Genomic DNA, 23,751 nt, shown 5'->3' on the forward strand with positions numbered 1-23,751 from the left:
TATGTGGTATTTTACTTGGATTTTAGGTGTACTACTGGCCTGTTCCTTTGGCATTATCAATGCTATGTGGCTAGAATTTAACGGATATTCGGACGACGAACCTGAACAATAATAATTCATCACGACTTCTTAGAAGTTGGTTGCGGCCAATCCGGCCGCAACTATTAATCGCAACCCTACTCGCGCTACTCAGTATCCCTTTGCTTATTCTGCAAATGTACTTTTTGGCGCTCATTTCTAACTCACTGATCCAACTAAACCAACCAGAGCCATTGCTCTGGTATGGTTTTGGTGGTGCATTTTTGATTCGATTAATACTCTTAAGTAGCAAAGACTTTATAGCCCAAGGTGCCAGCCGAAATTTACGTCAGCAATTGCGCAACCAAATTTGGCAAGGTTTATCACTATTAGGGCCCGCGAAGCTCAAATACGGTAGTGATGGCCAGCTATCCAGTTTATTAACTGAGCATATCGACGCACTCGATGGTTACATCTGTCGTTATTGGCCACAGCAATTTCTAGTATTAGTCGCACCACTAACAATCGCTATCGTAGTAAGTCAACACAGCCTATTGGCTAGTGCGTTATTATTATGTACCGCCCCCTTAGTGCCGCTATTTATGATCCTCGTTGGCAAAGAAGCGAGCAAAGCCAGTACCAAACAACTACAAGTACAAAGTCGAATGAGTGGTCGACTGTATGACTTTTTACTAGGTTTGAATATCTTAAAAAGACTCAATGCCAGTCATGTTGCTGAAGCACACCTTGCTAACGCAGCGGAAGGATATCAACGCAGTACCATGCAAGTCCTAAAACTGGCGTTTTTATCCACTGCCGTATTAGAGTTATTTAGCTCATTGGCAATCGCGTTGGTCGCCCTATATTTAGGCTTAGGTCTGTTAGGAGAACTCCCCTGGCTTAAACAGGTGGTTCCTGTAGATTATGCTTCAGCATTATTTATCCTGCTGCTTGCGCCCGAGTTTTATCAACCGCTTCGGCAACTGGGCAACGATTATCATGCCAAAGCACAAGCACAGTCGGCGAGCTTACTACTAGCACCATTATGGCGAGCCATCAGCGAAGCCGAGAGCCGCCAACAAAGGTCAGATTTAGCGACCCATGATTTACCAGAAAAATTACTGCAAGCGAAGCAGTTTTCACTGACACTCTCTCACATTGTGGTGGGACAAACCCAAACGCCTCGACTAGCACTAGAGCAACTAAACATTCCCGCTCAATCTCGACTCCTTATCACTGGCCCAAGTGGCAGCGGCAAGTCCACTCTATTGCAATTATTCGCTGGTTTTCTTCCTTTTCAAGGTAATTTAACGGTCAATGAAATTGATATATCTGCGAGTCAAATGCCCCGACTAAGGCAACACATTGCCTATTTAAACCAGCACGCCGAATTGATGCCCGGCAGCATTGCCGATAACTTGCAACTTGCAAAACGCAACGCCACTGAAACGGAAATGATTCAAGCCCTTACTTCAGTCGGCTTATGGACATGGTTAGCCACCACGCAACAAGGCTTGGACTATCCCATCGGTGAAAGCGGACTCGGGCTATCAGGTGGACAACAACAACGTTTGGCCCTCGCGCGCTTATTACTACAACCTAAAGCCATTTGGCTACTCGATGAACCCTTTGCCGAGCTGGACCAACAAAGTGTTCAACCACTCTGCGAAGTCCTCGCAGAAATAAGCCGAGGAAAAACGCTGCTCATCGCGAGCCATCAATGGCAGCACCTTCATTTTTTAGACGCTTGTATTTATCTGAGCGAAGGTAAAATGACTCATTCTGATGAGTTATCACCGCTGCCAAGCAGTTGCCATATACAAGAGCCGACACCATGAAATCATTAAAATTACGTCACTTATTAGTTTGGCAGTGGCGAGGCTGGAGCCTCAGTGGGCTGCTTGGTTTACTCACCGTTGCAGCCACCGTATTACTATTGGCCTATTCTGGTTGGTTTATTAGCGCCGCCGCGATGGCAGGGGTTGCAGCCATTCAAGCAGGCAGCTTCAATTACATGCGGCCGGGAGCCGTGATCAGGTTTTTAGCCATTACCCGAACGGCGGGGCGCTACGCAGAGCGTTTACAATCACACCATACGGTATTATCGCTGCTGAAAAATTTGCGGGTAAACACCTTTCATCGACTGAGTCATCAAAGCATTGCTGATTCTTTGCGATTTGAGCAGCCCGATAGCGCCGAAACCTTGCAACGTTTAATCAGTGACATTGACTTACTTGACCAATTTCCACTACGAGCTATCGCACCTTGGTTCTGGGCTATTGCCCTTGGCGGATTTTTTAGTTTAGCCATCGCCTACTATCTTCCCAGTGCACTGTTCAGCATCGTTTTGCTCCTGCTGATGCGACTTATACTACTCCCCCTTATGATGTTGCCTCTGGGTATTCATTTAGCCAAGCAAGAAGTCAATTGCAATGGCCAACGTCGACAAGTCACGCTCATTGGTTTGCAATTATTAACCACCCTTTTAACCTTTGGTCGCTGGCAAGACTATGCTCAAACCGTGGCAGACAATGAACAGACAATCAACCGTTTACAGCAACGACTCCAACTCTCTGTTCTCATCGCCGATAGCCTTGCCCAGCTGTTGCTTTTAGTCGGTATAATCTGTTTAGCGATGCCTGGAACATCGATGGTCCTCGAGCAAGCACTGCATCCGGCTATTTTAGTGGCTCTGCTCTTAGCTTGGTTAGGTTTATCTGAGGTCTTTCAAGCTTTATCCTCTCTCCACCTTGCCATCGGTTATAGCGTCGCAGCCAAAAATAGAACCAATCAACTGATCGCAAGCTCACCAAGTGCAAAGACAGAATCGGCAAGCAAAACGGTCGATATTCTTTCTCAAGCGGAGTTGAATTTTAGCATCGCAGATCTATGCTTTGGATTTAAACCACAAGCAATTCTCACTCACCAGCAAAACCAAACCTTTAAGGCTGGCGACGTGGTCTTATTAAGCGGTCCTTCAGGTATTGGCAAGAGTTGTTTATTGCAAACCCTTGCTGGCGATATACCGAAAATAGCAGGTTCGATTGCTCTAAACCAACAATTACAGCACCAGTTTAACGATAACACTTGGCATCAATATGTTGGCTACTTGCCGCAACGTCCGTTTATCTTCCAGCTAACCATCGCTGCCGACTTAAGACTCGCAAAACCCAAAGCAAGTGATACGGAGTTATCCGAAATATTATCATTAGTCGGCTTACAAGAATGGTTAGCCAAACAAAGTCACGGCCTACAAACCATTTTAGGTGAGTACGGTGTCGGCTTATCTGGCGGCGAACTACGTCGCTTCACCTTAGCTCGCCTATTGTTAGCCAAAACCCCAGTTTTACTACTCGATGAACCCTTTTCAGGTTTAGACCAAGCCTCTACAGAGCAACTACTGCAGGGTCTATTGCACTGGCAACGCGATGGTATTTTAATTATCGCGAGCCACCAACAATTAGAACATCCAGCATTTACGAAGCGTTGGCATTTAGGCGTTCAATAATTAAAACCAATCGTTGACGGTATAAGATCCGAGTCGAGCATCAAACAAACAAGCCGAGAGCAGTGAATCCTCTCGGCTTGTTTAATCGTTCGGTTCTTGGTGCACAGGCAACCAATAATCACTCTTCAGCAAATAGAAAAGTCCACGTAGGCTTTTTACAAGCTCAAATTTAAGCATCATTTAGCCAATATCATCGATATTGCGATCACCGTAGACTAGCTGATTAATTTTCACTGTAGTGCCAATTTTGGCCAACGATGACAATCCCTTCACCTTCAAAACCTTAATAATAGGGACAAAATCTCGAGCTTATAATGAGTTGCCGCTAACGTCTTGTACAACTAATGCCCCCGCATCAACTTCAGACCCGTTACCAGAGCATGCATGGCACCACTCAGGGCAAATGATAAGCATAGATAGATTCATCTTGAGGACAAGTCGCAATTGTATCGGTCATTCGCTCATCACATTAAACAAGCATACATTCGATGTTCTAGGCCACCCTTACTGTAATAAAGCTAGATAATAAAGCAAAGATGATTGCCGTTAATTATAATCGCATTATAATGTAATTGTAATATACCTTTCTAAATTGGAGCGATAAATGATTGCGATTAGCGAAGCGCTAAGAGCGGGATTACTCAAGCCTAAGAACTGGGTAAGTAATATTATTGCAGGCGTCATTGTTGGTGTTGTTGCTCTTCCTCTCGCGATGGCCTTCGCCATCGCCTCCGGCGCCAAACCAGAGCAAGGCTTATATACCGCAATTGTCGCAGGCTTTTTGGTCTCAATTTTTGGCGGTAGCCGGGTACAAATTGCCGGCCCGACCGGCGCCTTCATTGTGGTACTTTCAAGCATCACCGCCCAGCATGGTATTGAAGGATTACAAATAGCCACATTCATAGCTGGACTGATCTTAATGCTTTTGGGGATCACCAAACTAGGAAGTGTCATTAAATTTATTCCAGCGCCTGTTATCGTAGGTTTCACGGCAGGAATAGGGGTCATCATTTGGGTCGGCCAATGGAAGGATTTTTTTGGTTTACCTGAGGTCACTGGTCAGCATTTCCATAACAAGCTATATCATCTGATTAATGTTCTTCCACAATTTCATCTTAGCACTAGCATGCTAGCCATATTTGCCCTATTGCTGGTAATTTATAGTCCGAAAGTACCGCTATTAAAACGAGTCCCAGGCCCCTTAATTGCGCTCGTCCTCACCACCCTTATTCAAGTATTCTTTCAATTTGACGGCGTACGCACAATTGGCTCAGCTTTTGGCGAAATACCACAAGGCTTACCCGAGCTAAGCATTCCTTCACTAAGCTGGACGAAAGTAATAGAACTGATTGGCCCAGCCTTTACCATCGCCATGTTAGGCGCGATTGAATCCTTACTCTCAGCGGTGGTTGCCGATGGGATGGCGGGTACTCGTCATGACTCCAATCAAGAATTAATTGGTCAAGGACTGGCAAATATAGCAGCGCCATTATTTGGCGGTTTCGCGGCAACCGGGGCGATTGCTCGTACCGCAACCAACATTCGTAATGGTGGCAACAGTCCCTTAGCTGGTATTGTCCACTCAATCACTTTATTAGTCATATTGTTAGTGCTTGCCCCCCTAGCAAAACACATTCCTTTAGCGGCCCTTGCGGCCATCTTATTTGTTGTCGCTTGGAATATGAGTGAAGCGAAACACTTCATTAAAATGGTTCGCCGCGCACCACGAGCCGACGTGCTAATCCTATTAATTACCTTTGCTCTTACGGTATTTGCCGATCTCGTTGTAGCAGTCAATATTGGCGTAATATTAGCAACTTTGCATTTTTTACGACGTATGGCGAGCAGTGTTGAAGTGAAGCAATCTTCGGCACAAGAACTCGCCTTAGAGTTTGCAGAGAAAGGCTTAGGAGAATTACCAGAGAATATATTGGTATTTGCGGTTGAAGGTCCTTTCTTCTTCGGAGCAGTTGAAAATTTTGAACGAGCGCTAGCCTATACTCACAGCGATCCTGAACACCTTATCATTCGTTTAAAATGGGTCCCATTTATCGATATTACTGGGCTGCAAGCCTTAGAAGAAGTCATCAGCGGCTTACAGCGTCGTGGCGTGAATGTATTGCTATCTGGAGCCAATCAACGGGTCTCGGCCAAATTGAAGAAAGCAGGAATTATCGAGCTAGTTGGCCACGAGCATATGTTCCTGTTATTTGATGAAGCGGTTCGAGTTCTACTAGACCATAACTCAAAACAGCAGCGCTAACGTTTCACTTGTGGGTTATGGGTAGCACTGTCAGCATAACTCACATTATGTTGCTCAAGATATTCTCGGATCAATTGCCTAACGACTTGTGACGGCGTTAAGTCTTGAGAAGCACATAGCTTCTCAAATGCCTGCTTTTTACGCGGGTCCATCAGCACTGTAAAACGCGCGGTCTTGTTTTCCACTGGGGTGTACCTCACTAACATTATAATTTGATTATAACGTTAGTGTAATTAAGATCAGATTTTAATACTAGGGTCTGTTAATCTTTGCTTATTATTTTTGCAGTCGCTTGTCGTTATAGTTAGACAGGACAAACTCAATAAAGAGTCATCTCCACCATGGATCATACGGGAAGGCAGCATCACTAAACAAGCATCACCAACCGAAGGGCTCGGTTACAATTTATCGCTGAAACAGCAACTACCATCACCGTTCAATCCACTCAGCGGTGACGTCTCAGCATCTTAGGTCGATATTGAAGCTGTCGACTAACACGTTTAGCGAATAAACGAACGGATACAAAACCGAGCCCTAGACTCAGCAAGGCCATCAACACCACGCCCCATTCATTCGATGATTGCTGCGCAAACAAAAACTGCCCAAGACCCGCGCCAACAATTAAACACAACAAAGGCACTAAATAAATCAGTAAAGCACTTGTGAGCATGTTTTTAGCATTTAGGCCTAGGTCTATCTGTTCACCAACTTGCACCTCTTCGGTAAGTTTCACACTGAGCCGATGAACTCGATGAGGAAACGCCTTGGCGATAGAACTATTACCACAATGCTCAGCACTCCCACAGCTGCCACAAGCGCTTTTACTCACGCATTCAACGACTGCATATCCCTGCTCTAGCGCAACAACCTTGGCCGTTTCGATAATTAAATTGGAATTATTGGGCAGGTTCACTTGGCAGCTCCAGATAAGGGCCCAATTTCACAAAATCAGCAATTTTAGAGGCTGTGTCTGGAGGGATCTCTCCGACAACAGTAATTTCAACTCCCTGCCTGACAACCGTATGTAAACTGGTGGCCCCTTGGCGAACCAATTGTTCACGTAAGGGATTGGTTTTACCTATAGCATTTGCATAAACAGAGATATCAAATAAACCATCACTTAACTTGAGATAATCCACTGGCTCAGCTAACAATAATAATGAATGTCGTTCTTTTTGCGCAACTTTCATACCTTCCGGCTGCCAGCCTAAACGCCAATTAATTTTCTGCTTCGACTCATCAACGGGGAGCTTACCAACCACTGCTTTTGGTAAATCCAAACTAGCAAGTTCATGCATCCAGGCGGTGGGTTGTTCAAATTCGGCTAAATTGACAGCCATTTGCTGTTCAACAAGCTCGCCATCATGGTCAACGATATCTAATCGCAAGGGTAATTGCGTCGCGTAATCAATCCAAAAATACAGACCATAAAGATCGGAAGACTTAGGAACGATCCGCATCACTTGGGCAGGACGTCCAGCAACCCGACTCTTGCCCGCGATCACTAAATCATAATTCGTGGTTAAACCATCAATATCAATAGCCGCCAAATTACCAAACATGCCCGGTAAACGAGTAGAGGCTAAACTATAAGGTGTTTGTCCTGGTTCAAAAAAAGCCACAACACCTTGACGATAAACCCCTTCATTGGCAGGACCATTGAGATATACACGATGCGCAACTTCAACCCCATCGACAACACCATGAATTAACCGTTCTGGTTCAATATGACCTTGACGTACCGTGATAAAAGACAACTCGTAGTTACGTTGATGAAAGGCTTGTTGATATTCTTGTAATAAATTAATCGCGGGGCTAGTTTGGCTGACCTCACTAGGAGCGCTAGGGGGACTATCAGTACTCTCTGCCGAAACAGAAAAAGATGCCAGTAATATAATTACTGGCATCAAAAGTTGTTTAAAACGCATAAGTTATATAACTACTCTACTATTCTCTGTTGAAAACGATGATCCTGTAAATAAGCACTAATACGTTTACGTTGTTCAATCATTTCGGCTTCACTTAACTCGCGTGGCTGTGGGCTAGATTGTAAACTAACCGGAGCAACCGAACCACCGACAGGCACGGTATTAAATACCGGTAAAGGTTGCTCTGTATCACTTGCTACTTGTAAAGAATACTGTTGAACGCCAACAATAGCAGCCACCGCGACTGATGCCGCAATTGCATACTGTCCCGTATACTTGAAAAACCGCACCAACTTACCAGAAGATTCTTTTTCAGAAGAATGAGAAGGCCGAGGTGCGACAATGGCGGGCTCATCTTCTAAGGCCAACGCGATATTATCAGCAATATTCAAATTAATCTTCTTGGGGGTTTCCCCACGAAGCACATCGCCAATCAAATGGTAATTACTCCATTGCTGAGCACGCTCTGGCTCGTTGGCTAACAGCTCTAACAGTGATGCGTCGGTCGACTCGTTATCAACCAATGCGGATAACTGTTCTTGATTTGCCATATTAGTCACTCATCCCCAAAATTACCTGCTTAAAAGCGGTTGGATCCGCTTCTCTATTGCATCCCTTGCTCGGAATATCCGCGAACGGACAGTACCAACAGGACAATCCATCACACTTGCAATCTCTTCATAACTAAGACCATCTATCTCTCGAAGCGTAATTGCCGTACGTAAATCATCGGGTAGTCCTTCCATTGTAGCAAAAACTACCTCTTTTATTTCTTCAGATAGCAACAAGGTTTCTGGTGTATCAGCTTCTTTCAATGCTTCTGCACCATCGTAAAACTCGGCTTCATCTGCGTCTACATCATTTGCTGGAGGCCTTCTCCCCTGAGCAACAATGTAATTTTTCGCGGTATTCACGGCGATTCGATACAACCATGTATAAAATGCGCTCTCACCACGAAAATTAGGTAACGCTCGGTAAGCCTTAATAAATGCTTCCTGCGTTACATCGGCTACATCACCATGATTCACAATATATCGTGATACCAGGTTAGCCACCTTGTGTTGGTATTTTTGAACCAACAAATTAAATGCCGCCTTATCTCCGCGCTGAGTTCTTTCGACCAACGCTTGATCTGTCCACTGTTCTGACATCAGTAACTACCGACCTCCTAATGCTTGGGTGTCGGTAACTTCTCTGGCGGCACATCTCTTCAGACTACTTGTTTTCAAAAAAGTTCTCTTTTCATCAAATAAATTTTTGCGCCTCTGTGAGACAGTGCAAACTTGAGTAAGTTTCAGTTAAACTACGATATACTCAAATTTCCCTTTAACTTCATATAAGAGCGCATCTAATGGAATACACTAGCGATGTTCTAATAATAGGCAGTGGCGCTGCAGGCTTAACAATGGCGTTAAACTTGGCAGATTATGCCAAAGTCCACGTCCTGAGCAAAGGACCACTAAAAGAAGGCTCCACATATTATGCCCAAGGCGGCATCGCTGCCGTGTTCGATAAGAATGACAGCGTAGAAGAACATGTCAATGATACTCTTATCGCCGGTGATGGCTTATGTGAAGAAGCCACCGTTCGATTCACCGCAGAAAACAGTAAACGCTGTATCGACTGGCTCATCAACCTTGGGGTTCCCTTCGATCAAGAGACCACCAAAGATGGCGAGGCCCAGTATCATCTCACTCGTGAAGGCGGGCATAGTCGACGTCGCATTTTGCACGCTGCCGATGCGACAGGCAAGGCCGTTCAACAAACCTTGGTCAGAGCAGTATTAAGCCACCCTAATATCACGATTCTAGAGAGATTTAATGCGGTCGACTTAATTGTGAAAGAAGGTGACCCGAAAAAAACTGTTGTCGGTGCCTATGTATGGAATCGAAATACCGAACGAGTTGATGTAGTCAAAGCAAAATTTGTGGCGATGGCGACTGGCGGTGCAAGCAAGGTTTATCAGTACACCAGTAACCCTGATGTCAGTAGTGGCGATGGGGTTGCCATGGCTTGGCGCGCCGGCTGTCGAGTTGCGAACATGGAATTTAATCAATTTCATCCCACCTGTTTATACCACCCAGAAGCTCGAAACTTCTTGCTCACTGAGGCACTCCGAGGAGAGGGCGCGTTATTAAAACGTCCCGATGGGACTCGTTTCATGCCTGACTTTGATGCCAGAGAAGAATTAGCCCCTCGTGATGTCGTGGCCCGCGCCATCGATTTCGAAATGAAGCGCCTCGGTGCAGACTGTGTCTACTTAGACATCAGCCATCGCGATGATGAGTTTATCGAATTACACTTTCCCACTATTTTACAACGTTGCTTAGATCTCGGGATCGATATCCGTAAACAAGCGATACCGGTTGTACCAGCAGCCCATTATACTTGTGGCGGTGTAGTCACCAACTTGAATGGCGAAACGGATATTGCAAACTTATATGGCATTGGCGAAGTGGCATACACTGGTTTACATGGCGCCAACCGAATGGCCAGCAACTCTCTATTGGAATGCGTGGTGTTTGCTCATTCCGCTAGCCAGCATATAAAAGCACATCTAAACGAAGTGAGTATATGCAACCAAATTAAGCCTTGGGACGACAGCCAAGTGAGTAATTCAGATGAAGAAGTCATCATTACCCACAATTGGCACGAACTACGGTTATTTATGTGGGATTATGTTGGCATTGTGCGTACCAACAAGCGCTTACAACGTGCCATGCATCGAATCCATTTACTACAGCAAGAAATCTATGAATATTACTCAAACTTTAAAGTGGGGAATAATCTCTTAGAATTACGTAACTTGGTGCAAGTCGCCGAGTTAATCGTGGGCTGTGCCATGCGCCGTCATGAAAGTCGCGGTCTACATTATAATTTGGATTACCCAGATAAACTGGACATCGTGAAGCCGACTATCCTCGATCCAAACACCTTTTATCAAGAACCAGATAACGTAGACTAAATCGATGGATTTAAACAAGGCTTAGCTTAGCTAAGCCTTCATACTATTCACCACCGTTGCAACGATATTCCGCCCTTATGGTTGTTCAGACTCGATGGGAAAGTTAATTACAAAGCACATCCTACGATAAATATCATGCTCAATACTATCTGCAAAAATCACATTTAATTTTAAACGGTCTTGGCGAATACCAATAATAATGCAACAAGTAAAAGCCACGCGAGAGTTCGCTAACCATTGGTAAACCTCAGTTTTCCCACCTTGTTGGTAAGCAATCTGTTCCGCAGAAAAATAACCCTTAGGGCGATAGCACCACCAATGCCAATAGCACAGCACTATCGAAAAAAGACTCAGAGGGAGTAAAGGAAGTAAACGAGGGAAACAAAATAACAACAAGACTTGCGCCGCAGCCATCAGGCAGATCAGCGCAAAATAAGTCGACGAACGAGTCGCCCTAAATTCACACTTTGACGCGCTTGAGAATAACATTAACCATCGCAGCTAACTGTTGGTCTTCACAAGACTTGTGTCCCATAAACCAAGCAAATAAATCAGGATCATCACAGGCGAGTAAGCGTTTAAAGGTTTGTTTTTGCGCCTCACTCAAATCATCATAAGCTTCATCTACAAACGGCATAAACAATACATCAAGTTCCAACATCCCCCGACGACAAGCCCATTTTAAACGTGATTTATTTTCCTGCATGTTGTTCCTTGTATACATCAGTGACACTGGTAAACTCGGTATTAGCCACAGTTAATAACCAGTTAAAAAATGCTGCAAAAGTATTGACGACAATACCATTTCAGCAACAAAATTACACGCTAATAAGCTTGATCTAGCTCTCAACGGAAGCCGACTATGTCTCAACAAACCTTATGCACTCTCCCTCCGCTGTTAGTTCAGCCTCTGGACCAATGGCATTTAGTCAGGGTGAGTGGAATTGACGCCCAAAGCTATTTGCAAGGACAGCTTAGCTGTGACGTAAACAGTCTTGATCCGGGCCAACAAAGTCTGGCAGCGCACTGCGACCCCACAGGTAAAATGTGGTCAGTATTGCGACTGCTGCGTTTAAACGATGACTACTTATACCTGCAACCAAAATCGCTTGCCGACAGCCAATTAGCCCAGCTAAAGAAATATGCGGTATTTTCCAAAGTGGCCATCGAAACCGAAACCAAGCTACAGATTATCGCAGTACTTGGCAGTGAAGCCCCACATTACATCGCGGAACATTTTGGCGATGATATCGCCAGCTATGGTGGTTTAATCGATAGTGGCATTTGTGTGCACCTGGATGGTCCCAAACGCCGCTATTTAGTGATTACCGATCTCGCCAATTGGGGAGAAGATGCGCCAGCCAGCCCACTCGACGCCAATCAATTATGGCGCGCGTTACAGATTGTCTCCGGCCTCCCCATGCTGGAGCTGGCCACCAGCCAGCAATTCATTCCTCAAGCCTTAAACCTACAGTGTTTAAACGCCATTAGCTTTTCCAAAGGCTGTTATACCGGTCAGGAAACCATTGCACGCGCCAAGTATCGCGGCAACAACAAGCGAGCGACGCTGCGCTTTGCCGGACATGGCGATCTCTTACCCAAAGCTGGCGACCGTCTAGAACAAAAACTGGGTGAAAACTGGCGAGCCAAAGCCACCGTATTACAGGCCGTTCAGCTCGATCCTGGCTATATTGAACTATTAGCGGTGTTAAATAAAGATACGGATGCCACCGCAAAGTTTCGCTTAGAAGGGGATGAACAGAGTCTCTATACCATTGCTCAGCTACCTTACGGCTTAGAAGATTGAGACAAGGGCAAACACTGAGCGCCCCGCATCTATTCGCTGGTAGCTATACTGTACTTTAGATGCAAAGATCCGTGCATTGATGGTTTTTTTGGCACGCCATTGATCGCCGAAAAAACCGACAATTTAGACCAGGAAAACACAATGAGCGCTCCACAAGCTATCGCATCCCCTTGTATTCGGCATTGCACGTTGGATGACAAAGATCAGTGCGTCGGTTGTTTTCGGCAACTCGATGAAATCTGCGCCTGGAGTGGGCTGGATGAGCAAGCCAAACGGGAAGTTTTACAACGCTGTGAACAACGGCGTCAACAAGCGCCCACCTGGAAATTTAGCAAGCTCAACTCCCGCTTATAGGAATAAAAATGCCGAGTTTTCAAATCACGGCATTTTTATCAAGCCCTCAGCGAGCCTTAGCCGAAGTCTCCATTCACATACCCCTGGGTTCGCTGGTCCTTTGGCGCGCTAAATATTTGCTCAGTATCACCATGCTCCACCAATTCCCCCATCCAGAAGAAAGCGGTCTTATCTGAAATACGCTTCGCCTGCGCCATCGAGTGCGTGACAATCACAATGGTAAACTTTTTACGCAGCGCCTCCATCAACTCCTCAATTTTATGGGTGGCGATGGGATCCAGAGCACTAGTTGGTTCATCCATCAAAATCACATCAGGCTGTATTGCAATGGTCCGCGCGATACATAAACGTTGTTGCTGACCGCCCGACAAACCAAAAGCATGACTCTGTAAGCGATCGCTCACTTCATCCCACAGGGCGGCACTGCGCAAGGCATTTTCAACTACCTCATCGAGTGTCTGCTTATTGCGGATCCCCTGAGCGCGTAACCCATAAGCCACATTCTCGTAAATACTCATGGGAAAGGGATTGGCTTTTTGAAAAACCATTCCCACCTTCATCCGTAGCGCAGCCACATTACGCTCTTGATAAATGTCTTTCCCTTCTAAATACACACGCCCGGTAATACGCACATTTTCAATTAAATCATTCATCCGATTTAAAGTCCGTAACAGGGTTGATTTACCACAACCAGACGGACCAATAAGTGCCGTAACTTGTTTCTCCGGAATTTCTAAATCAATCGCCTTTAGTGCGTGCGTATCACCGTAATGTAAATCAAGTTGTTGAACATCAAACTTATTCATATCTATCTCTTAGTAAGCAGCTTTGTTGAATCGACTCGCGATCAATTTAGTCAGTAGGTTAATGGCTAAAACCAAGACAATCAGTACCGTGGCAGTTGCATACGCCTGATTCCATTCATGAACGGTGAACAATTCTTGAGTTAATTTATACAAGTGAACGGTTAAAGTTCGCCCTGAATCGAACACCGACTCCGGCAGTCTGGTAACCATACCCGCGGTTAAAAACACAGGGGCTGATTCGCCAATCACTCGCCCGGTACTTAAAATTACCGCGGTGACAATACCAGGCATCGCCGATGGAAGGATCACCCGCCAGATGGTATAGATCCGTGAACAGCCTAAGCCATAAGACGCTTCTCGGTATGCTTGTGGGACTGCAATCAGGGCTTCTTCAGTAGTGCGAATAATCACCGGTAAAATCAAAATGGCTAAGGTGAGCGCGCCCGACAGAATCGAAAAGCCCAAACCAAGAGTGACCACAAAAAAAGTCATCCCAAATAAACCATAAATAATCGATGGAATACCCGCTAAAGACTCCGTGCAAAAACCAATCACCTTGACAACTTTGCTCCCGGGCTTGGCATACTCGGTTAAGTAAAGTGCAGTCATAATGCCAATTGGGGCTGCGATGCCTATCGATAGCAGCACCATATATAAGGTGGCGACAATCATCGAGAAAATACCCGAGGTTTTACCAATCGTGGTGTAGCTTGAACTAATAAACTCCCAACTTACATGGCTTAAACCATTGCTTAAGATGTGCCATAACATCCACAGCAAAAATAAAATAGTCAAGCCAGCTCCGGCCCAAACGAGGCTTAAAGTAGCCAGATCTTCAATACGACGGCGCATTACTTAACCCTCTGACGATTCAAAATTAACAGCGTCCCATTTAACAACATCACAAAAACCAGCAACACAATCCCAGTTGAATACAATGAGCTGGCATGAATTCCACTTGCATAAGACATTTCCAGAGCGATGTTTGCGGTGAGGGAGCGAGCCGAGTCAAGCAGTGAGCCAGGCATCGCAGGGGAGTTTCCCATCACCATAATAATGGCCATGGTTTCGCCGACGGCACGTGCAATTCCGAGCACCACACCAGCTAAAATCCCTGAGCGGGCAGCCGGCAAGATCACCTTAAAAATGGTAAATATCGGCGAAGCTCCTAGCGCGTAAGATCCTTCTTTATAACTGCGAGGAATGGCGCGAATAGAAGTCTCAGCAATGGTAATCACCGTGGGTAAAATCATCACCGCCAACACAATAATGGCCGCTAAAATGGTGCTACCCGCGGGTACCTTAAACACCGATTCAATTGCCGGAACAATGATCACCAAGCCAAAAAAACCATAAACAACCGATGGGATCCCCGCCAGCAGCTCTACCGCCGGGCGGATCATATTGGCCAAGCGTTTCGGTGCAACTTCAGCTAAAAATACCGCCGTTAACAACGCAACCGGAACCCCAATGAGCACGGCTCCGAGGGCTGAAACAAGTGATGCCACAATCATCGCGCCGACACCAAATAAGGCCGGCGGATACCAATCAGTTCCGATCAGGAAATGACTTAAACCCGCAAACTGAATGGCTGGTAAGCCCTCAAGCACCAAAAAATAACCAATAATCGCGACCGACAGAACACCAATCAGTGCGCTCAGCAAAAAGAGTAGATTAAAAAAACGTCCAAGCCAGTCAACCTTTTCAGATGACTGCTTGAGCGCTGCAACTAATGCTGGGTTGTTAAACTCAGCCCCTGGCGTAATAATCGTTTGATTCATATGATTTTATTTCCACACCCAAGGCACAACAAAGAGGCATACTCATGCCCCTTTGTTAAGCTTTTAAAGGAAAACCTAGTTAACTTCGATGTAGCCGTGTTCAGCAACAATGGTTTGGCCGGCATCACTCATAATGTAATCAACAAACTGCTGAGCTTCTGGTGCGGGGTCTGTATTGACTAACAGAATAAAAGGACGGGCAATTTCGTAATGACCAGCTTGAATATTGGCTTTGTTTGCGGCGACACCTTCAATATTTAGGGCGGTAAGAGAATCATCAACCGAACCAAGAGAAATGAAACCTATAGCGTTGACGTTATTCGCCACTAAGGTTTTAATGGCACCATTGCCACTGGCCACTTGAGCGCGAGGGGAAATAGCGGTAACCGTTACCCCATTAATTTTTCGAGTGAGCCCCATAATATCTTCAAAGGCACCACGAGTTCCGGAACCCACTTCGCGAGTGACCGCAACTATCGCTTGATCGGCGCCACCGACTTCTTGCCAGTTTTTAATCTCACCAGAGTAGATTTTTTTAACTTGTTCAATGCTTAGATTTTGAACCGCATTGGCCTTGTTTACGGCCACTGCAATACCGTCCTGCGCCATCACAACTTTCTTAGTATCAGCATTGAGTTCGTCATCTTGTACTTCACGAGAAGACATACCAATCATGCTTGTCCCTTCTTTAACAGCACGGATCCCCGCCGAAGAGCCGGTACTTTGCACTTCAACCACATCATTGTGAGTGCTTTGGTAGTTTTCGGCCAATATTTCCATAATACCAGATACAGAAGTTGAACCTGACACCGTCACTGTATTACTGGCATAAGCATTGGTTGCCAATAGGCAAGATGCGATACTTAACGCTGTGATTAACTTATTTCTCATAATATTTCTCTTTGCATTTAAATAATGACAAACAACTTGTCTAAGGCGGATGCATTGAAGCAAGCAAAAGTGACAGAAATATTACAAACAGAATATTACACAGGAATTGTGCAGCTTAGGCGGTTTTATAAACTAAATAAGAAAGAAAAAATGAAATATAGATATATAATATATGCATGAGCGCAAACATTCATTCTTGCGCTCATCGCAAATTAAGAACCTCGCCAATGACGGACTCGACCAGTATCGATATGCACAAAACCACTATTTGGATAATAGCCAACCCCACCTAAACCCAACTCTAAAGCGGCGCTGTGAACCTTATGCAATGCGACATTTTTGACTCTCACATCAACAGCTTGTCCGGTCATATGAAAACTCTTTTTAGCGACGCCTGTGGTGCTATTGCGTAACATTTCATTGGTAGCAGGAGAGCGATAGCCAGAAATGATTTCAAATAAGACTTCCCCACCCAAACGTTCTTGTAACAAGGCCATCTGCATGTATAAAGATTTATCCATATTGATAATTTCGTTGCGCCTAAAATCACGCAATAAATTATCTAAACGTTTAACTTGTTTCTCTTGAAATTGACCATCTTTCCAGAAACAGACTTCACAACTTTCATTGGTATGTAAGTTGTTCATATTTAAAACGCGTGTTCCCGGAAGTTCTCTGGCAATACTAGAACTTGCATAGCTTTTTGGTATCCCAAGACCGATAAATCCAGCGCCCAACCCCAATAACAATGACCGCCTATTTAACTTTCGGTCTAACATTTACACTTACCTCAAACGGATTAAAAAAACATCAATTTGGTGTAAAATACCGACAACAACCAAAAAAAGCAAACAAATCACTACAATAAATGATTTTTTAGTGAGCTAAAGTTTAAGTAAAGGTAAGCTAACAAGCTGTTTAAAAAGATGTTTTCAGCGCTGTTATCAGCCTATCTGCGGGTCGAAATTATAAATATCTTTGCGATAATTCAAGCTACCTGAGCTATCAAACCAAGAAGTAAAGTACACCAAATAAACCGGAACTCGTTTTCGTAAAGGTAACCATTTAGGCTCACCTTTTGCCATGAGTGACTGCTTATAACGTTGGCTATAACCATCTTGCTTGAGTAGTTGTTCTGCCAATGATTCAGCAGCTTCAACCCGAACACAGCCAGAACTAAACGCGCGTTGTGACTCAGAAAACAGCTCAGGGGAAGACGTATCATGCAAATAAACCGCAAATTGGTTGGCAAAGTAAAATTTATAGTTCCCTAACGCATTTGCGGAGCCTGGCCGCTGACGCATTCGATAGGGAAATCTTCCGGTATCCTTAACCAGAGTCCAATCCACTTGCTCCGGTTCAACCGCCTGACCTTGATAGTCAAATAGTTCAAAGCCCAAGCGTTGCACATAGCTGGGATCGAGGCGCAGTTTAGGAATAATATCTTTACGGACGATGGTTCTGGGCACATTCCAATAGGGATGAATCACCACACTACTGATTTCACTCACTAATAATGGTGTCGCACGAGACGCTCTACCCACCACAACTTTAGAACGAAACAATTCGATATCTTGGTCGATATAGCTCATTTGATAGGCAGGCACATTTACCACGATCCGTTGTTGATTTGGAGGCATCACCAAAAAACGCTCCAAAAGCTGCTGCCTGAGTAAGTTTTTTGCAAGCATTTTTGAGCGCTCTAGCGGTTGAAAATTCAACCAATACAATGTGTCTTTACCCACAATACCGTCAGCTTTTAGGCCATGTTGCTGCTGAAAACGTTGCAAAGCATTGTAAGTTTCACTTTCGAATAATGGCAAATTCTGCTCAAGCAATTGATGATTAGAGTCAAATTCAATTAAACGCTCCCGGATCAAAGGAACCCGAGGATCGGAATCTCCTAAACGAATTAAAGGACCATTTGCAATACGGGTGTTTTCGGTACGCTGTTGAGCCACATTAAGCCAATACAACATTTGTTGGCGATAACGCAGCCGCTCAATGTCTAGTTCACCCCGTAAAGTCATGACTTGCTGATAAACTTGCTGCTGATTAAGATTTGCTATCCAGGCTTGATCGATAAACAATTGTAACGGCAATTCTGCGATATGATTCAAAGCCATACTTTGCGAATAATCCAAAGCCATCAACTGCTGATAACAGGCAATTACACCGAGAAATGCATCGGTGTATAAAGACTCCCATTGAGCATCACTACTATCGATAATGTTTAGCTGAACCAGCCATCGGCTTATTTGTTCTGGAGCACCCGCCAGGCTGAGCTCAAACAGCAACCATTGTAGTTGGTCTCGCGCCTTACGCGCTTGGGCATAACCATACCAAAGCGCCTGAGGATGATAAGCATAGATACGCTGTTGCAGCTGAGGATAGCGTAATTGATAATTATCAGCACGATTGGCTAACCATCTCTGCGATGCCCCACCAGCCTGAGGCCAATCTAAACGGCTGAGTAAACGTTGGCTTACCACATCATCGTCAACCTTAGTGGCAATCACTGCCGCCCCGCCTTTTAATTCAACCATCCCCGCTTGTTCAAGTGTATTTGACTGTACTACAGCTTGTTCTTCTGGCGCTAATAGGCTCACCGCGGCATATAAATGTAGGCTAAATAAATAGACTCCCAGTCCAATGACTACGCTTTTCACCCAACACTCCTGAATGAGATGATATTAATTAAGCATAGCGTGTAAGCCAGTCGCTATGCTTAAAAAATGCTATGCATTTCGCAAGCAGAAGCTTAAGTGCTTGAGAATCCTAAAAAGATGAATTAGGCCCTGCTAAAAATGCTAATTCAGCTGCGCTCGACTGCCGACCCAAAATTTGATTACGATGGGGGTAGCGTCCAAATTTCTCGAGAATGGTTTTATGCTTTAATTCAAATTGGTACTGTTGCTCCAAACCGGGTTGATGAAACAACTGTTCCGCCTGTTGGTGGATCACTAAAGATTCGCTATGCATATAGGGCATATATAAAAATGCACGCATCGTTGGTGTTAGCCGCTGATCAAATTGCTTCGCCACCGCATTTTGCGCCAAGGCTAATGCCAACGGATCGCAAGCAAAAGCTTGGGCAGAACCTCGGTGAATATGACGAGAGAATTGGTCTAATACAATGACTTCCGCAAGACTCCCCTTAGCACTATCACGCCAAGCCCATAGCTCCGCAAAACTAGCGCTTTGCAGTAGCCCACTATAACTTTCCGTTATTTGCAGATCAACGCTCGCTTCAATCACAAATCGCTGCTCTGCCTGTAAGTGTTCAAACCAAAACTCAAGGATCGCTTGATATTCCATCTAATCCTCTCTAGCTTAAAAAGCTGGCTTTGTCGGGTTTACCCGCTCATTTTAAAGATTGAGAAAAGTATCCAAACACTCAAACGCAGAGCTCAATCATCAGTGAGCCTAGCAGCCACAATCCCCTTGCACCAACCATTGACATTGCTGGTAATTGTCAGCCATGGCAAGTTGGCTCAAATAACCCAGAACTTCACAACCCGCTTCACCCCAAGTACAACCGCGACGAAGCTCGCTATAAAGCTTAATTGAGGTTGCCTGATAGCGAAATTTTTGTTCGCTAACCCAACCCGGCTGAGTGTATAAGGGACGCGCTTTAGCCCCCCACAACTCAACCAGCTGTCCTTCACGCATCATCCTTGGCTGTAGCCCATCCAATTGGGTTTGCAGCACAATCTTCGGTGGCAGTGGTGGTTTTGCAGGGAAGTAATAACTGCAACCGCAGCCCCGCTGCACTTGCGCTGGCGGAATTGCTTGTAATTCACAAGCTTGAGATAAAAAACTCACAATATATAGAGTGGCTCCAAGGCTGACCTTGGGTAGCTGCAGTGTAAAGGTCATTGTTCGCCTTCTATAGGGCTTAAGCGATAAGCACAACGACGAGCCCCCTCAACGATGTGCTCAATCCGCTCGACTTGGCAATTGCTGAACAACTTTGCCAGTAACGCTAACTCAGACTGGCACAAACCTTGGTTTTCACTAGCGGCAACACAAATAGGGCAATGATCTTCAATGAACAAGTAGTGCTCTCCCTCACGTTGCCAATTTGCCATATAACCCTCAGCGCCCCGCTTTTGACTCAAAGCTTCTAGCTTGTCTTCTAAACTGCGCTCACCTGCTAACAAAGTTTGGTAAATATTAAAGCTTTGCTGCTCGCGATGAGCCAGCAACTGTTCAATCGCCTGTTCACCAAATACTTGTTGTACCGCACCAAGCAGTTGCACGCTCAAGTCACTATGGCAATCGGGAAAACGACCATGTCCCCCCTCAGTCAATTGCCAATACCGAGTCGGCCGACCTACTTTCACTTTCTTATCAAAATGCTCGATCAAACCTTCTTTTTCTAGTGCTTGTAAATGCTGGCGCACCCCCATGGTTGTAATGTCTAGGTACTCAGCCAGCATTTTAACCGTTTGCACACCTCGACTTTTGATTCGATACAAGATGCTATCTGTGGTTTTCATAATGGGTCTCTGGCTATAACATCAACTGATTATTGTCATTCACCTAGAGTTTGTAAAGTTAAGGCTTTATAAAGCTCGAAAACAATCGAAATGCTTAAGCCTCCTAAAACGAGACTCTTCCAAAACAAGACAGCCATTTTAATAATCATACAAGATGCTATCTGTGGTTTTCATAATGGGTCTCTGGCTATAACATCAACTGATTATTGTCATTCGCCTAGAGTTTGTAAAGTTAAGGCTTTATAAAGCTCGAAAACAATCGAAATGCTTAAGCCTCCTAAAACGAGACTCTTCCAAAACAAGACAGCCATTTTAAAATCCACTCTTAAAGTCACTTTAACCGCCACCATTAAGCAATAAACATCACATTTCATCCATGTAAAGGCAGCTTGATGTTGAAAAGTTCAGTATTAATAAAGAGGGGGATAATAAAAACTGGCAATCAGCGAGACGGAAGACACAGCTAGCCTAGATAACCTGAATCACTCGCGAGTCAATGAAATTGAACCTGTAAGTTCTTAACCTAGATCCAGCCAGCGCTTGGCAGCTGCCATGCCTTTAATTCGTTGTTGATTGTGCTCACGCTTATAGCGTTCTAGTGAATGCCCTGCCCCAACCACGCTGGCAAAGTGATGCTCTAAACCCGTGCTTAAGGCTAACCAGCTTTCCTCATCGATTTGTAAGCGCTGTAAAATGGGCGCTTGTGCATCATCGATATAACCGCGTTTATCTTCTCTGATAACTCGACCGGTAAGTTCCACCAGTTGCAGGTAGTCTTGTAACGCGAAAGGCAAGCCTTTAGGCATGGTTTCTCTGGGGTTACCGACAAAGGGCATTAGCGGCTTGGGTTGCTGACCTTGTTTGGCTTGCTGAATGCGCTGTTTGATACTGGTGTGGTCCGAGGTTTCAGGCGTGCTCGCTATATTTGAGCGAACCGGGTTTAAATCCACATAGGCCATGCAAGCTGCGAGGGCTGCTTCATCTAAAAGCGCTTGAGATTTAAAACGCCCCTCCCAAAAACGACCGGTACATTGGTCTTCTTTATTGGCAGCTCGAGCAATATGTTCATTTAAATGGCGCATAAACCAGCTTAAATCAAAGAGGCGAGTCCGATACACTTCGGCGGTGGCGTGAATGGCCTGTAGTTGCACCTCACTTAACTTTGGACGTAACTCAGAATTGAGGTACATCTGAGTCAGTAAGGTGCCCTGATGCAGAATATGCCAGCGTTCTAAGACTTCATCCATGGACCAGGCTTCGGCTTTAGCCTTATCAATGTGCAATACCACATGGGTATGATTACTCATAACTGCATAAGCACAGACATCAATGGCAAAAACTGCAGTAAGTTGCAGCAAATAATCTTCCACCCACTGGCGGCGGTGCTCATAGCTTTTACCTGTGTGTTGGTCTTTACCGCACAAAAAAGCCCGCCGAACACAGCGGGAAACACAGTGATAATAAGGTGTATCCGATAAGCTCACTTGCGACTGTCTTGACCGAGGCATGGCAATAACTCCAAAAAACACTATTGATAGTTTAGACTATTACTGGCATTTGGCTAGTTGGGGTGGATGTCTAATTATTTCCATTTTGCTATTTGCTATTTGCTATTTGCTATTTGCTATTTGCTATTTGCAAAGAGTTAAAGTGGGTGTCTCAATAATTTGTCACGAAATGACTGATCGGAATGCACCGAAAATTCACAAAAAACTCCATAGTACTCTGATACTTGCCACTAAATATCTACTTGATAGGGCCGCCTGCTACTCACTGAATTAGGATGGCTGTTTACTTATCTCGCTGTTATTGCGAACCGAGAGCCTCGTATTTTTAGGTGTCACGCGATACCGAAGATAGAGATTATTAAGAATCAGTGCCGCTCCTGTGATACTGGCCCCAGCGATTTCAGGAAAGCCAGGGTTTATTCCCATCATCGCTGAGATAGAGAAAGCGGTAATAGGCACAATATCCATAAATAAAACACCATTAAGTGGCGTCAGAATCTTGTTACCAATATTCCAACATAGGATCCCGATGAAACTAGCCACAATAGCGGTATAAAAAACATGGGGAATCACATAAACAAAGGCACTAGTCGTCGGCACAGCAACCACACCGCTGGCATATAATATTCCATTTATCACCAATACGCTGGTCATCCCCAAACAAGTTGTCAATGCGGTATATTTAAGCGGTGACCAGCGAGGAAAAAACGAGGCCCCTACGGTATATATAACCCAACACAGTGCACCAAAAATAATGAAAGCATTGGCTTTATAGCTGGTGGGAGAATCAAACAAACTAGCGTAATGGCCTTTTGTAATCACGGTCATTACGCCAAAAAATGACATCATAATCAGCCCTATAGAAATCGTCGGAGGCACTACTTTTCGTAAGACACCATTCACCAAAATGCCCAACATTGGCATCGTTGCCATCATGATAGAGGTTGTTAATGCGCCAGTTTCTCCCGCCATTTTCTGACCTAAAAACACAAAAAAACCAAACCCCACAAAAGCGGCAGAGCCGAGTAACCAAGCCAACCCAATGCGCTCCCCTTTCAGATTCAGTCCCTGCTCACCTTCTCGTAGCCATAGTGCGATGGCTAACGCGATACCAGCAAAGCCATAGCGTAGCGTGGTAAATGTATAAGGATCAATGTGTATCAGTGCGCTGGTCATGATTGGAAATGTGGCTCCCCAAGAAAAGGTCGCGATAAGACAGCAGATTACGCCCATCGAATATGAATTTTTCATTTTATATCTCATTTCTCGCTTCAGGCATGTTCAGATGACTCACACCCAGTTGTTGATGAAGAATCGTGCAGAAACAATATTTCTACGTGATCGTTTGTTTAGCCAATACAACAACCATCTGTTGACTATCTGTGGTTTTGATCTGGACTAGCAATGAGTCACTCAGAAG

The 23,751-nt window shown here is 44.9% G+C and carries 26 protein-coding genes; 7 read left to right on the forward strand and 19 right to left on the reverse strand.

All coding sequences use genetic code 11. From position 1 onward, the window contains the following. Position 1: 1 nt before the first annotated feature. Genes cydX through ACRRSY_RS14855 form a run of 3 tightly spaced genes read left to right on the forward strand, consistent with a single transcriptional unit; the run spans position 2 to position 3,526 of the window. Complete coding sequence (gene cydX / locus ACRRSY_RS14845) at positions 2-112, forward strand: cytochrome bd-I oxidase subunit CydX (protein WP_432452466.1); 111 nt, start codon at positions 2-4, stop codon at positions 110-112. A 28-nt stretch (positions 113-140) separates the two neighbouring features. Next, positions 141-1,856: a thiol reductant ABC exporter subunit CydD gene (cydD, locus tag ACRRSY_RS14850; protein WP_432463569.1), complete on the forward strand. Its 1,716-nt coding sequence runs from the start codon at positions 141-143 to the stop codon at positions 1,854-1,856. Further along, positions 1,853-3,526, forward strand: a complete 1,674-nt coding sequence (locus ACRRSY_RS14855; RefSeq protein ID WP_432463570.1) for an amino acid ABC transporter ATP-binding/permease protein — start codon at positions 1,853-1,855, stop codon at positions 3,524-3,526. The genes cydD and ACRRSY_RS14855 overlap by 4 nt, the downstream gene beginning before the upstream one ends. Positions 3,527-3,706: 180 nt before the next feature. On the opposite strand, the gene ACRRSY_RS14860 is transcribed toward ACRRSY_RS14855, so the two are convergent. After that, positions 3,707-3,799: a hypothetical protein gene (locus tag ACRRSY_RS14860; protein ID WP_432469366.1), complete on the reverse strand. Its 93-nt coding sequence runs from the start codon at positions 3,797-3,799 to the stop codon at positions 3,707-3,709. Between the two features lie 331 nt (positions 3,800-4,130). Here ACRRSY_RS14860 and ACRRSY_RS14865 point away from each other — a divergent pair, with 331 nt between their 5' ends. Continuing rightward, positions 4,131-5,789 (forward strand): SulP family inorganic anion transporter, encoded by a 1,659-nt coding sequence (locus ACRRSY_RS14865; protein WP_432463571.1) that lies wholly within the window; start codon positions 4,131-4,133, stop codon positions 5,787-5,789. On the opposite strand, the gene ACRRSY_RS14870 is transcribed toward ACRRSY_RS14865, so the two are convergent. From ACRRSY_RS14870 to rpoE, 5 genes are all read right to left on the reverse strand, one after another. Further along, positions 5,786-5,974: a CopG family transcriptional regulator gene (locus ACRRSY_RS14870; protein ID WP_432452462.1), complete on the reverse strand. Its 189-nt coding sequence runs from the start codon at positions 5,972-5,974 to the stop codon at positions 5,786-5,788. The genes ACRRSY_RS14865 and ACRRSY_RS14870 overlap by 4 nt on opposite strands. Before the next feature lie 260 nt (positions 5,975-6,234). After that, positions 6,235-6,702, reverse strand: coding sequence for a SoxR reducing system RseC family protein (locus ACRRSY_RS14875; protein WP_432463572.1), 468 nt, complete (start codon positions 6,700-6,702; stop codon positions 6,235-6,237). After that, positions 6,686-7,696, reverse strand: coding sequence for a MucB/RseB C-terminal domain-containing protein (locus ACRRSY_RS14880; protein WP_432463573.1), 1,011 nt, complete (start codon positions 7,694-7,696; stop codon positions 6,686-6,688). Before ACRRSY_RS14880 ends, ACRRSY_RS14875 begins: the two co-directional genes overlap by 17 nt. A gap of 32 nt (positions 7,697-7,728) precedes the next feature. After that, a complete protein-coding gene (locus tag ACRRSY_RS14885; protein ID WP_432452459.1) occupies positions 7,729-8,268 on the reverse strand; it encodes a sigma-E factor negative regulatory protein in 540 nt (179 codons plus the stop codon). 21 nt (positions 8,269-8,289) lie between these two features. Continuing rightward, entirely contained in the window at positions 8,290-8,868 is a 579-nt protein-coding gene (gene rpoE, locus ACRRSY_RS14890; protein WP_432452458.1) for an RNA polymerase sigma factor RpoE, read from the reverse strand. Positions 8,869-9,068: 200 nt separating this feature from the next. Between rpoE and nadB the strand changes: the two genes are divergently transcribed. After that, a complete protein-coding gene (nadB, locus tag ACRRSY_RS14895) occupies positions 9,069-10,682 on the forward strand; it encodes an L-aspartate oxidase (protein WP_432459727.1) in 1,614 nt (537 codons plus the stop codon). A gap of 75 nt (positions 10,683-10,757) precedes the next feature. On the opposite strand, the gene ACRRSY_RS14900 is transcribed toward nadB, so the two are convergent. Beyond that, positions 10,758-11,171 carry a hypothetical protein gene (locus tag ACRRSY_RS14900; protein ID WP_432463575.1) on the reverse strand — a complete coding sequence of 138 codons (414 nt, stop codon included), beginning with the start codon at positions 11,169-11,171 and terminating at the stop codon, positions 10,758-10,760. Beyond that, a complete protein-coding gene (locus tag ACRRSY_RS14905) occupies positions 11,143-11,388 on the reverse strand; it encodes a succinate dehydrogenase assembly factor 2 (RefSeq protein ID WP_432452455.1) in 246 nt (81 codons plus the stop codon). The genes ACRRSY_RS14900 and ACRRSY_RS14905 overlap by 29 nt, the downstream gene beginning before the upstream one ends. Positions 11,389-11,544: 156 nt before the next feature. Here ACRRSY_RS14905 and ygfZ point away from each other — a divergent pair, with 156 nt between their 5' ends. After that, positions 11,545-12,489 carry a tRNA-modifying protein YgfZ gene (gene ygfZ / locus ACRRSY_RS14910; RefSeq protein WP_432452454.1) on the forward strand — a complete coding sequence of 315 codons (945 nt, stop codon included), beginning with the start codon at positions 11,545-11,547 and terminating at the stop codon, positions 12,487-12,489. A gap of 141 nt (positions 12,490-12,630) precedes the next feature. Continuing rightward, the gene (locus tag ACRRSY_RS14915) at positions 12,631-12,843 is read left to right on the forward strand and encodes a DUF1289 domain-containing protein (RefSeq protein WP_432452453.1); all 213 of its coding nucleotides are present in this window, start codon (positions 12,631-12,633) and stop codon (positions 12,841-12,843) included. 56 nt (positions 12,844-12,899) lie between these two features. Here ACRRSY_RS14915 and pstB read toward each other — a convergent pair whose 3' ends face one another. The 11 genes from pstB to ACRRSY_RS14970 form a co-directional block, all read right to left on the reverse strand. After that, positions 12,900-13,649 (reverse strand): phosphate ABC transporter ATP-binding protein PstB, encoded by a 750-nt coding sequence (pstB, locus tag ACRRSY_RS14920; protein ID WP_432463576.1) that lies wholly within the window; start codon positions 13,647-13,649, stop codon positions 12,900-12,902. Positions 13,650-13,658: 9 nt separating this feature from the next. Continuing rightward, complete coding sequence (gene pstA, locus ACRRSY_RS14925; protein WP_432463577.1) at positions 13,659-14,501, reverse strand: phosphate ABC transporter permease PstA; 843 nt, start codon at positions 14,499-14,501, stop codon at positions 13,659-13,661. After that, complete coding sequence (gene pstC, locus ACRRSY_RS14930; protein ID WP_432463578.1) at positions 14,501-15,430, reverse strand: phosphate ABC transporter permease subunit PstC; 930 nt, start codon at positions 15,428-15,430, stop codon at positions 14,501-14,503. Before pstC ends, pstA begins: the two co-directional genes overlap by 1 nt. Positions 15,431-15,505: 75 nt before the next feature. Further along, entirely contained in the window at positions 15,506-16,321 is an 816-nt protein-coding gene (locus tag ACRRSY_RS14935) for a phosphate ABC transporter substrate-binding protein (protein WP_432463579.1), read from the reverse strand. 212 nt (positions 16,322-16,533) lie between these two features. Next, positions 16,534-16,968, reverse strand: a complete 435-nt coding sequence (locus ACRRSY_RS14940; protein ID WP_439033328.1) for a YcbK family protein — start codon at positions 16,966-16,968, stop codon at positions 16,534-16,536. Positions 16,969-17,265: 297 nt separating this feature from the next. Further along, the gene (locus ACRRSY_RS14945) at positions 17,266-18,990 is read right to left on the reverse strand and encodes a L,D-transpeptidase family protein (RefSeq protein ID WP_432463580.1); all 1,725 of its coding nucleotides are present in this window, start codon (positions 18,988-18,990) and stop codon (positions 17,266-17,268) included. Between the two features lie 109 nt (positions 18,991-19,099). Continuing rightward, a complete protein-coding gene (locus tag ACRRSY_RS14950) occupies positions 19,100-19,639 on the reverse strand; it encodes a DUF924 family protein (RefSeq protein ID WP_432459733.1) in 540 nt (179 codons plus the stop codon). Positions 19,640-19,747: 108 nt separating this feature from the next. After that, positions 19,748-20,200 carry a hypothetical protein gene (locus ACRRSY_RS14955; protein WP_432463581.1) on the reverse strand — a complete coding sequence of 151 codons (453 nt, stop codon included), beginning with the start codon at positions 20,198-20,200 and terminating at the stop codon, positions 19,748-19,750. Continuing rightward, positions 20,197-20,823, reverse strand: coding sequence for a helix-turn-helix transcriptional regulator (locus tag ACRRSY_RS14960; RefSeq protein WP_432452444.1), 627 nt, complete (start codon positions 20,821-20,823; stop codon positions 20,197-20,199). Before ACRRSY_RS14960 ends, ACRRSY_RS14955 begins: the two co-directional genes overlap by 4 nt. A gap of 518 nt (positions 20,824-21,341) precedes the next feature. After that, a complete protein-coding gene (locus tag ACRRSY_RS14965) occupies positions 21,342-22,331 on the reverse strand; it encodes a transposase (protein WP_432459735.1) in 990 nt (329 codons plus the stop codon). Between the two features lie 270 nt (positions 22,332-22,601). Next, positions 22,602-23,582 carry a DMT family transporter gene (locus ACRRSY_RS14970; protein ID WP_432459736.1) on the reverse strand — a complete coding sequence of 327 codons (981 nt, stop codon included), beginning with the start codon at positions 23,580-23,582 and terminating at the stop codon, positions 22,602-22,604. Positions 23,583-23,751: the final 169 nt, after the last annotated feature.

The organism is Agarivorans sp. QJM3NY_33, from assembly GCF_050870865.2.
Taxonomy (GTDB): Bacteria; Pseudomonadota; Gammaproteobacteria; order Enterobacterales; family Celerinatantimonadaceae; genus Agarivorans.

Coding starts and splice junctions, on each gene's coding strand:
- cydX (WP_432452466.1), top strand. CDS start 2: ATGTGGTATTTTACTTGGATTTTAGGTGTACTACTGGCCTGTTCCTTT.
- ACRRSY_RS14855 (WP_432463570.1), top strand. CDS start 1,853: ATGAAATCATTAAAATTACGTCACTTATTAGTTTGGCAGTGGCGAGGC.
- ACRRSY_RS14865 (WP_432463571.1), top strand. CDS start 4,131: ATGATTGCGATTAGCGAAGCGCTAAGAGCGGGATTACTCAAGCCTAAG.
- ACRRSY_RS14880 (WP_432463573.1), bottom strand. CDS start 7,696: ATGCCAGTAATTATATTACTGGCATCTTTTTCTGTTTCGGCAGAGAGT.
- ACRRSY_RS14885 (WP_432452459.1), bottom strand. CDS start 8,268: ATGGCAAATCAAGAACAGTTATCCGCATTGGTTGATAACGAGTCGACC.
- rpoE (WP_432452458.1), bottom strand. CDS start 8,868: ATGTCAGAACAGTGGACAGATCAAGCGTTGGTCGAAAGAACTCAGCGC.
- nadB (WP_432459727.1), top strand. CDS start 9,069: ATGGAATACACTAGCGATGTTCTAATAATAGGCAGTGGCGCTGCAGGC.
- ACRRSY_RS14900 (WP_432463575.1), bottom strand. CDS start 11,171: ATGTTATTCTCAAGCGCGTCAAAGTGTGAATTTAGGGCGACTCGTTCG.
- ACRRSY_RS14905 (WP_432452455.1), bottom strand. CDS start 11,388: ATGCAGGAAAATAAATCACGTTTAAAATGGGCTTGTCGTCGGGGGATG.
- ygfZ (WP_432452454.1), top strand. CDS start 11,545: ATGTCTCAACAAACCTTATGCACTCTCCCTCCGCTGTTAGTTCAGCCT.
- ACRRSY_RS14915 (WP_432452453.1), top strand. CDS start 12,631: ATGAGCGCTCCACAAGCTATCGCATCCCCTTGTATTCGGCATTGCACG.
- pstB (WP_432463576.1), bottom strand. CDS start 13,649: ATGAATAAGTTTGATGTTCAACAACTTGATTTACATTACGGTGATACG.
- pstA (WP_432463577.1), bottom strand. CDS start 14,501: ATGCGCCGTCGTATTGAAGATCTGGCTACTTTAAGCCTCGTTTGGGCC.
- pstC (WP_432463578.1), bottom strand. CDS start 15,430: ATGAATCAAACGATTATTACGCCAGGGGCTGAGTTTAACAACCCAGCA.
- ACRRSY_RS14935 (WP_432463579.1), bottom strand. CDS start 16,321: ATGAGAAATAAGTTAATCACAGCGTTAAGTATCGCATCTTGCCTATTG.
- ACRRSY_RS14940 (WP_439033328.1), bottom strand. CDS start 16,968: ATGAACAACTTACATACCAATGAAAGTTGTGAAGTCTGTTTCTGGAAA.
- ACRRSY_RS14950 (WP_432459733.1), bottom strand. CDS start 19,639: ATGGAATATCAAGCGATCCTTGAGTTTTGGTTTGAACACTTACAGGCA.
- ACRRSY_RS14955 (WP_432463581.1), bottom strand. CDS start 20,200: ATGACCTTTACACTGCAGCTACCCAAGGTCAGCCTTGGAGCCACTCTA.
- ACRRSY_RS14960 (WP_432452444.1), bottom strand. CDS start 20,823: ATGAAAACCACAGATAGCATCTTGTATCGAATCAAAAGTCGAGGTGTG.
- ACRRSY_RS14965 (WP_432459735.1), bottom strand. CDS start 22,331: ATGCCTCGGTCAAGACAGTCGCAAGTGAGCTTATCGGATACACCTTAT.
- ACRRSY_RS14970 (WP_432459736.1), bottom strand. CDS start 23,582: ATGAAAAATTCATATTCGATGGGCGTAATCTGCTGTCTTATCGCGACC.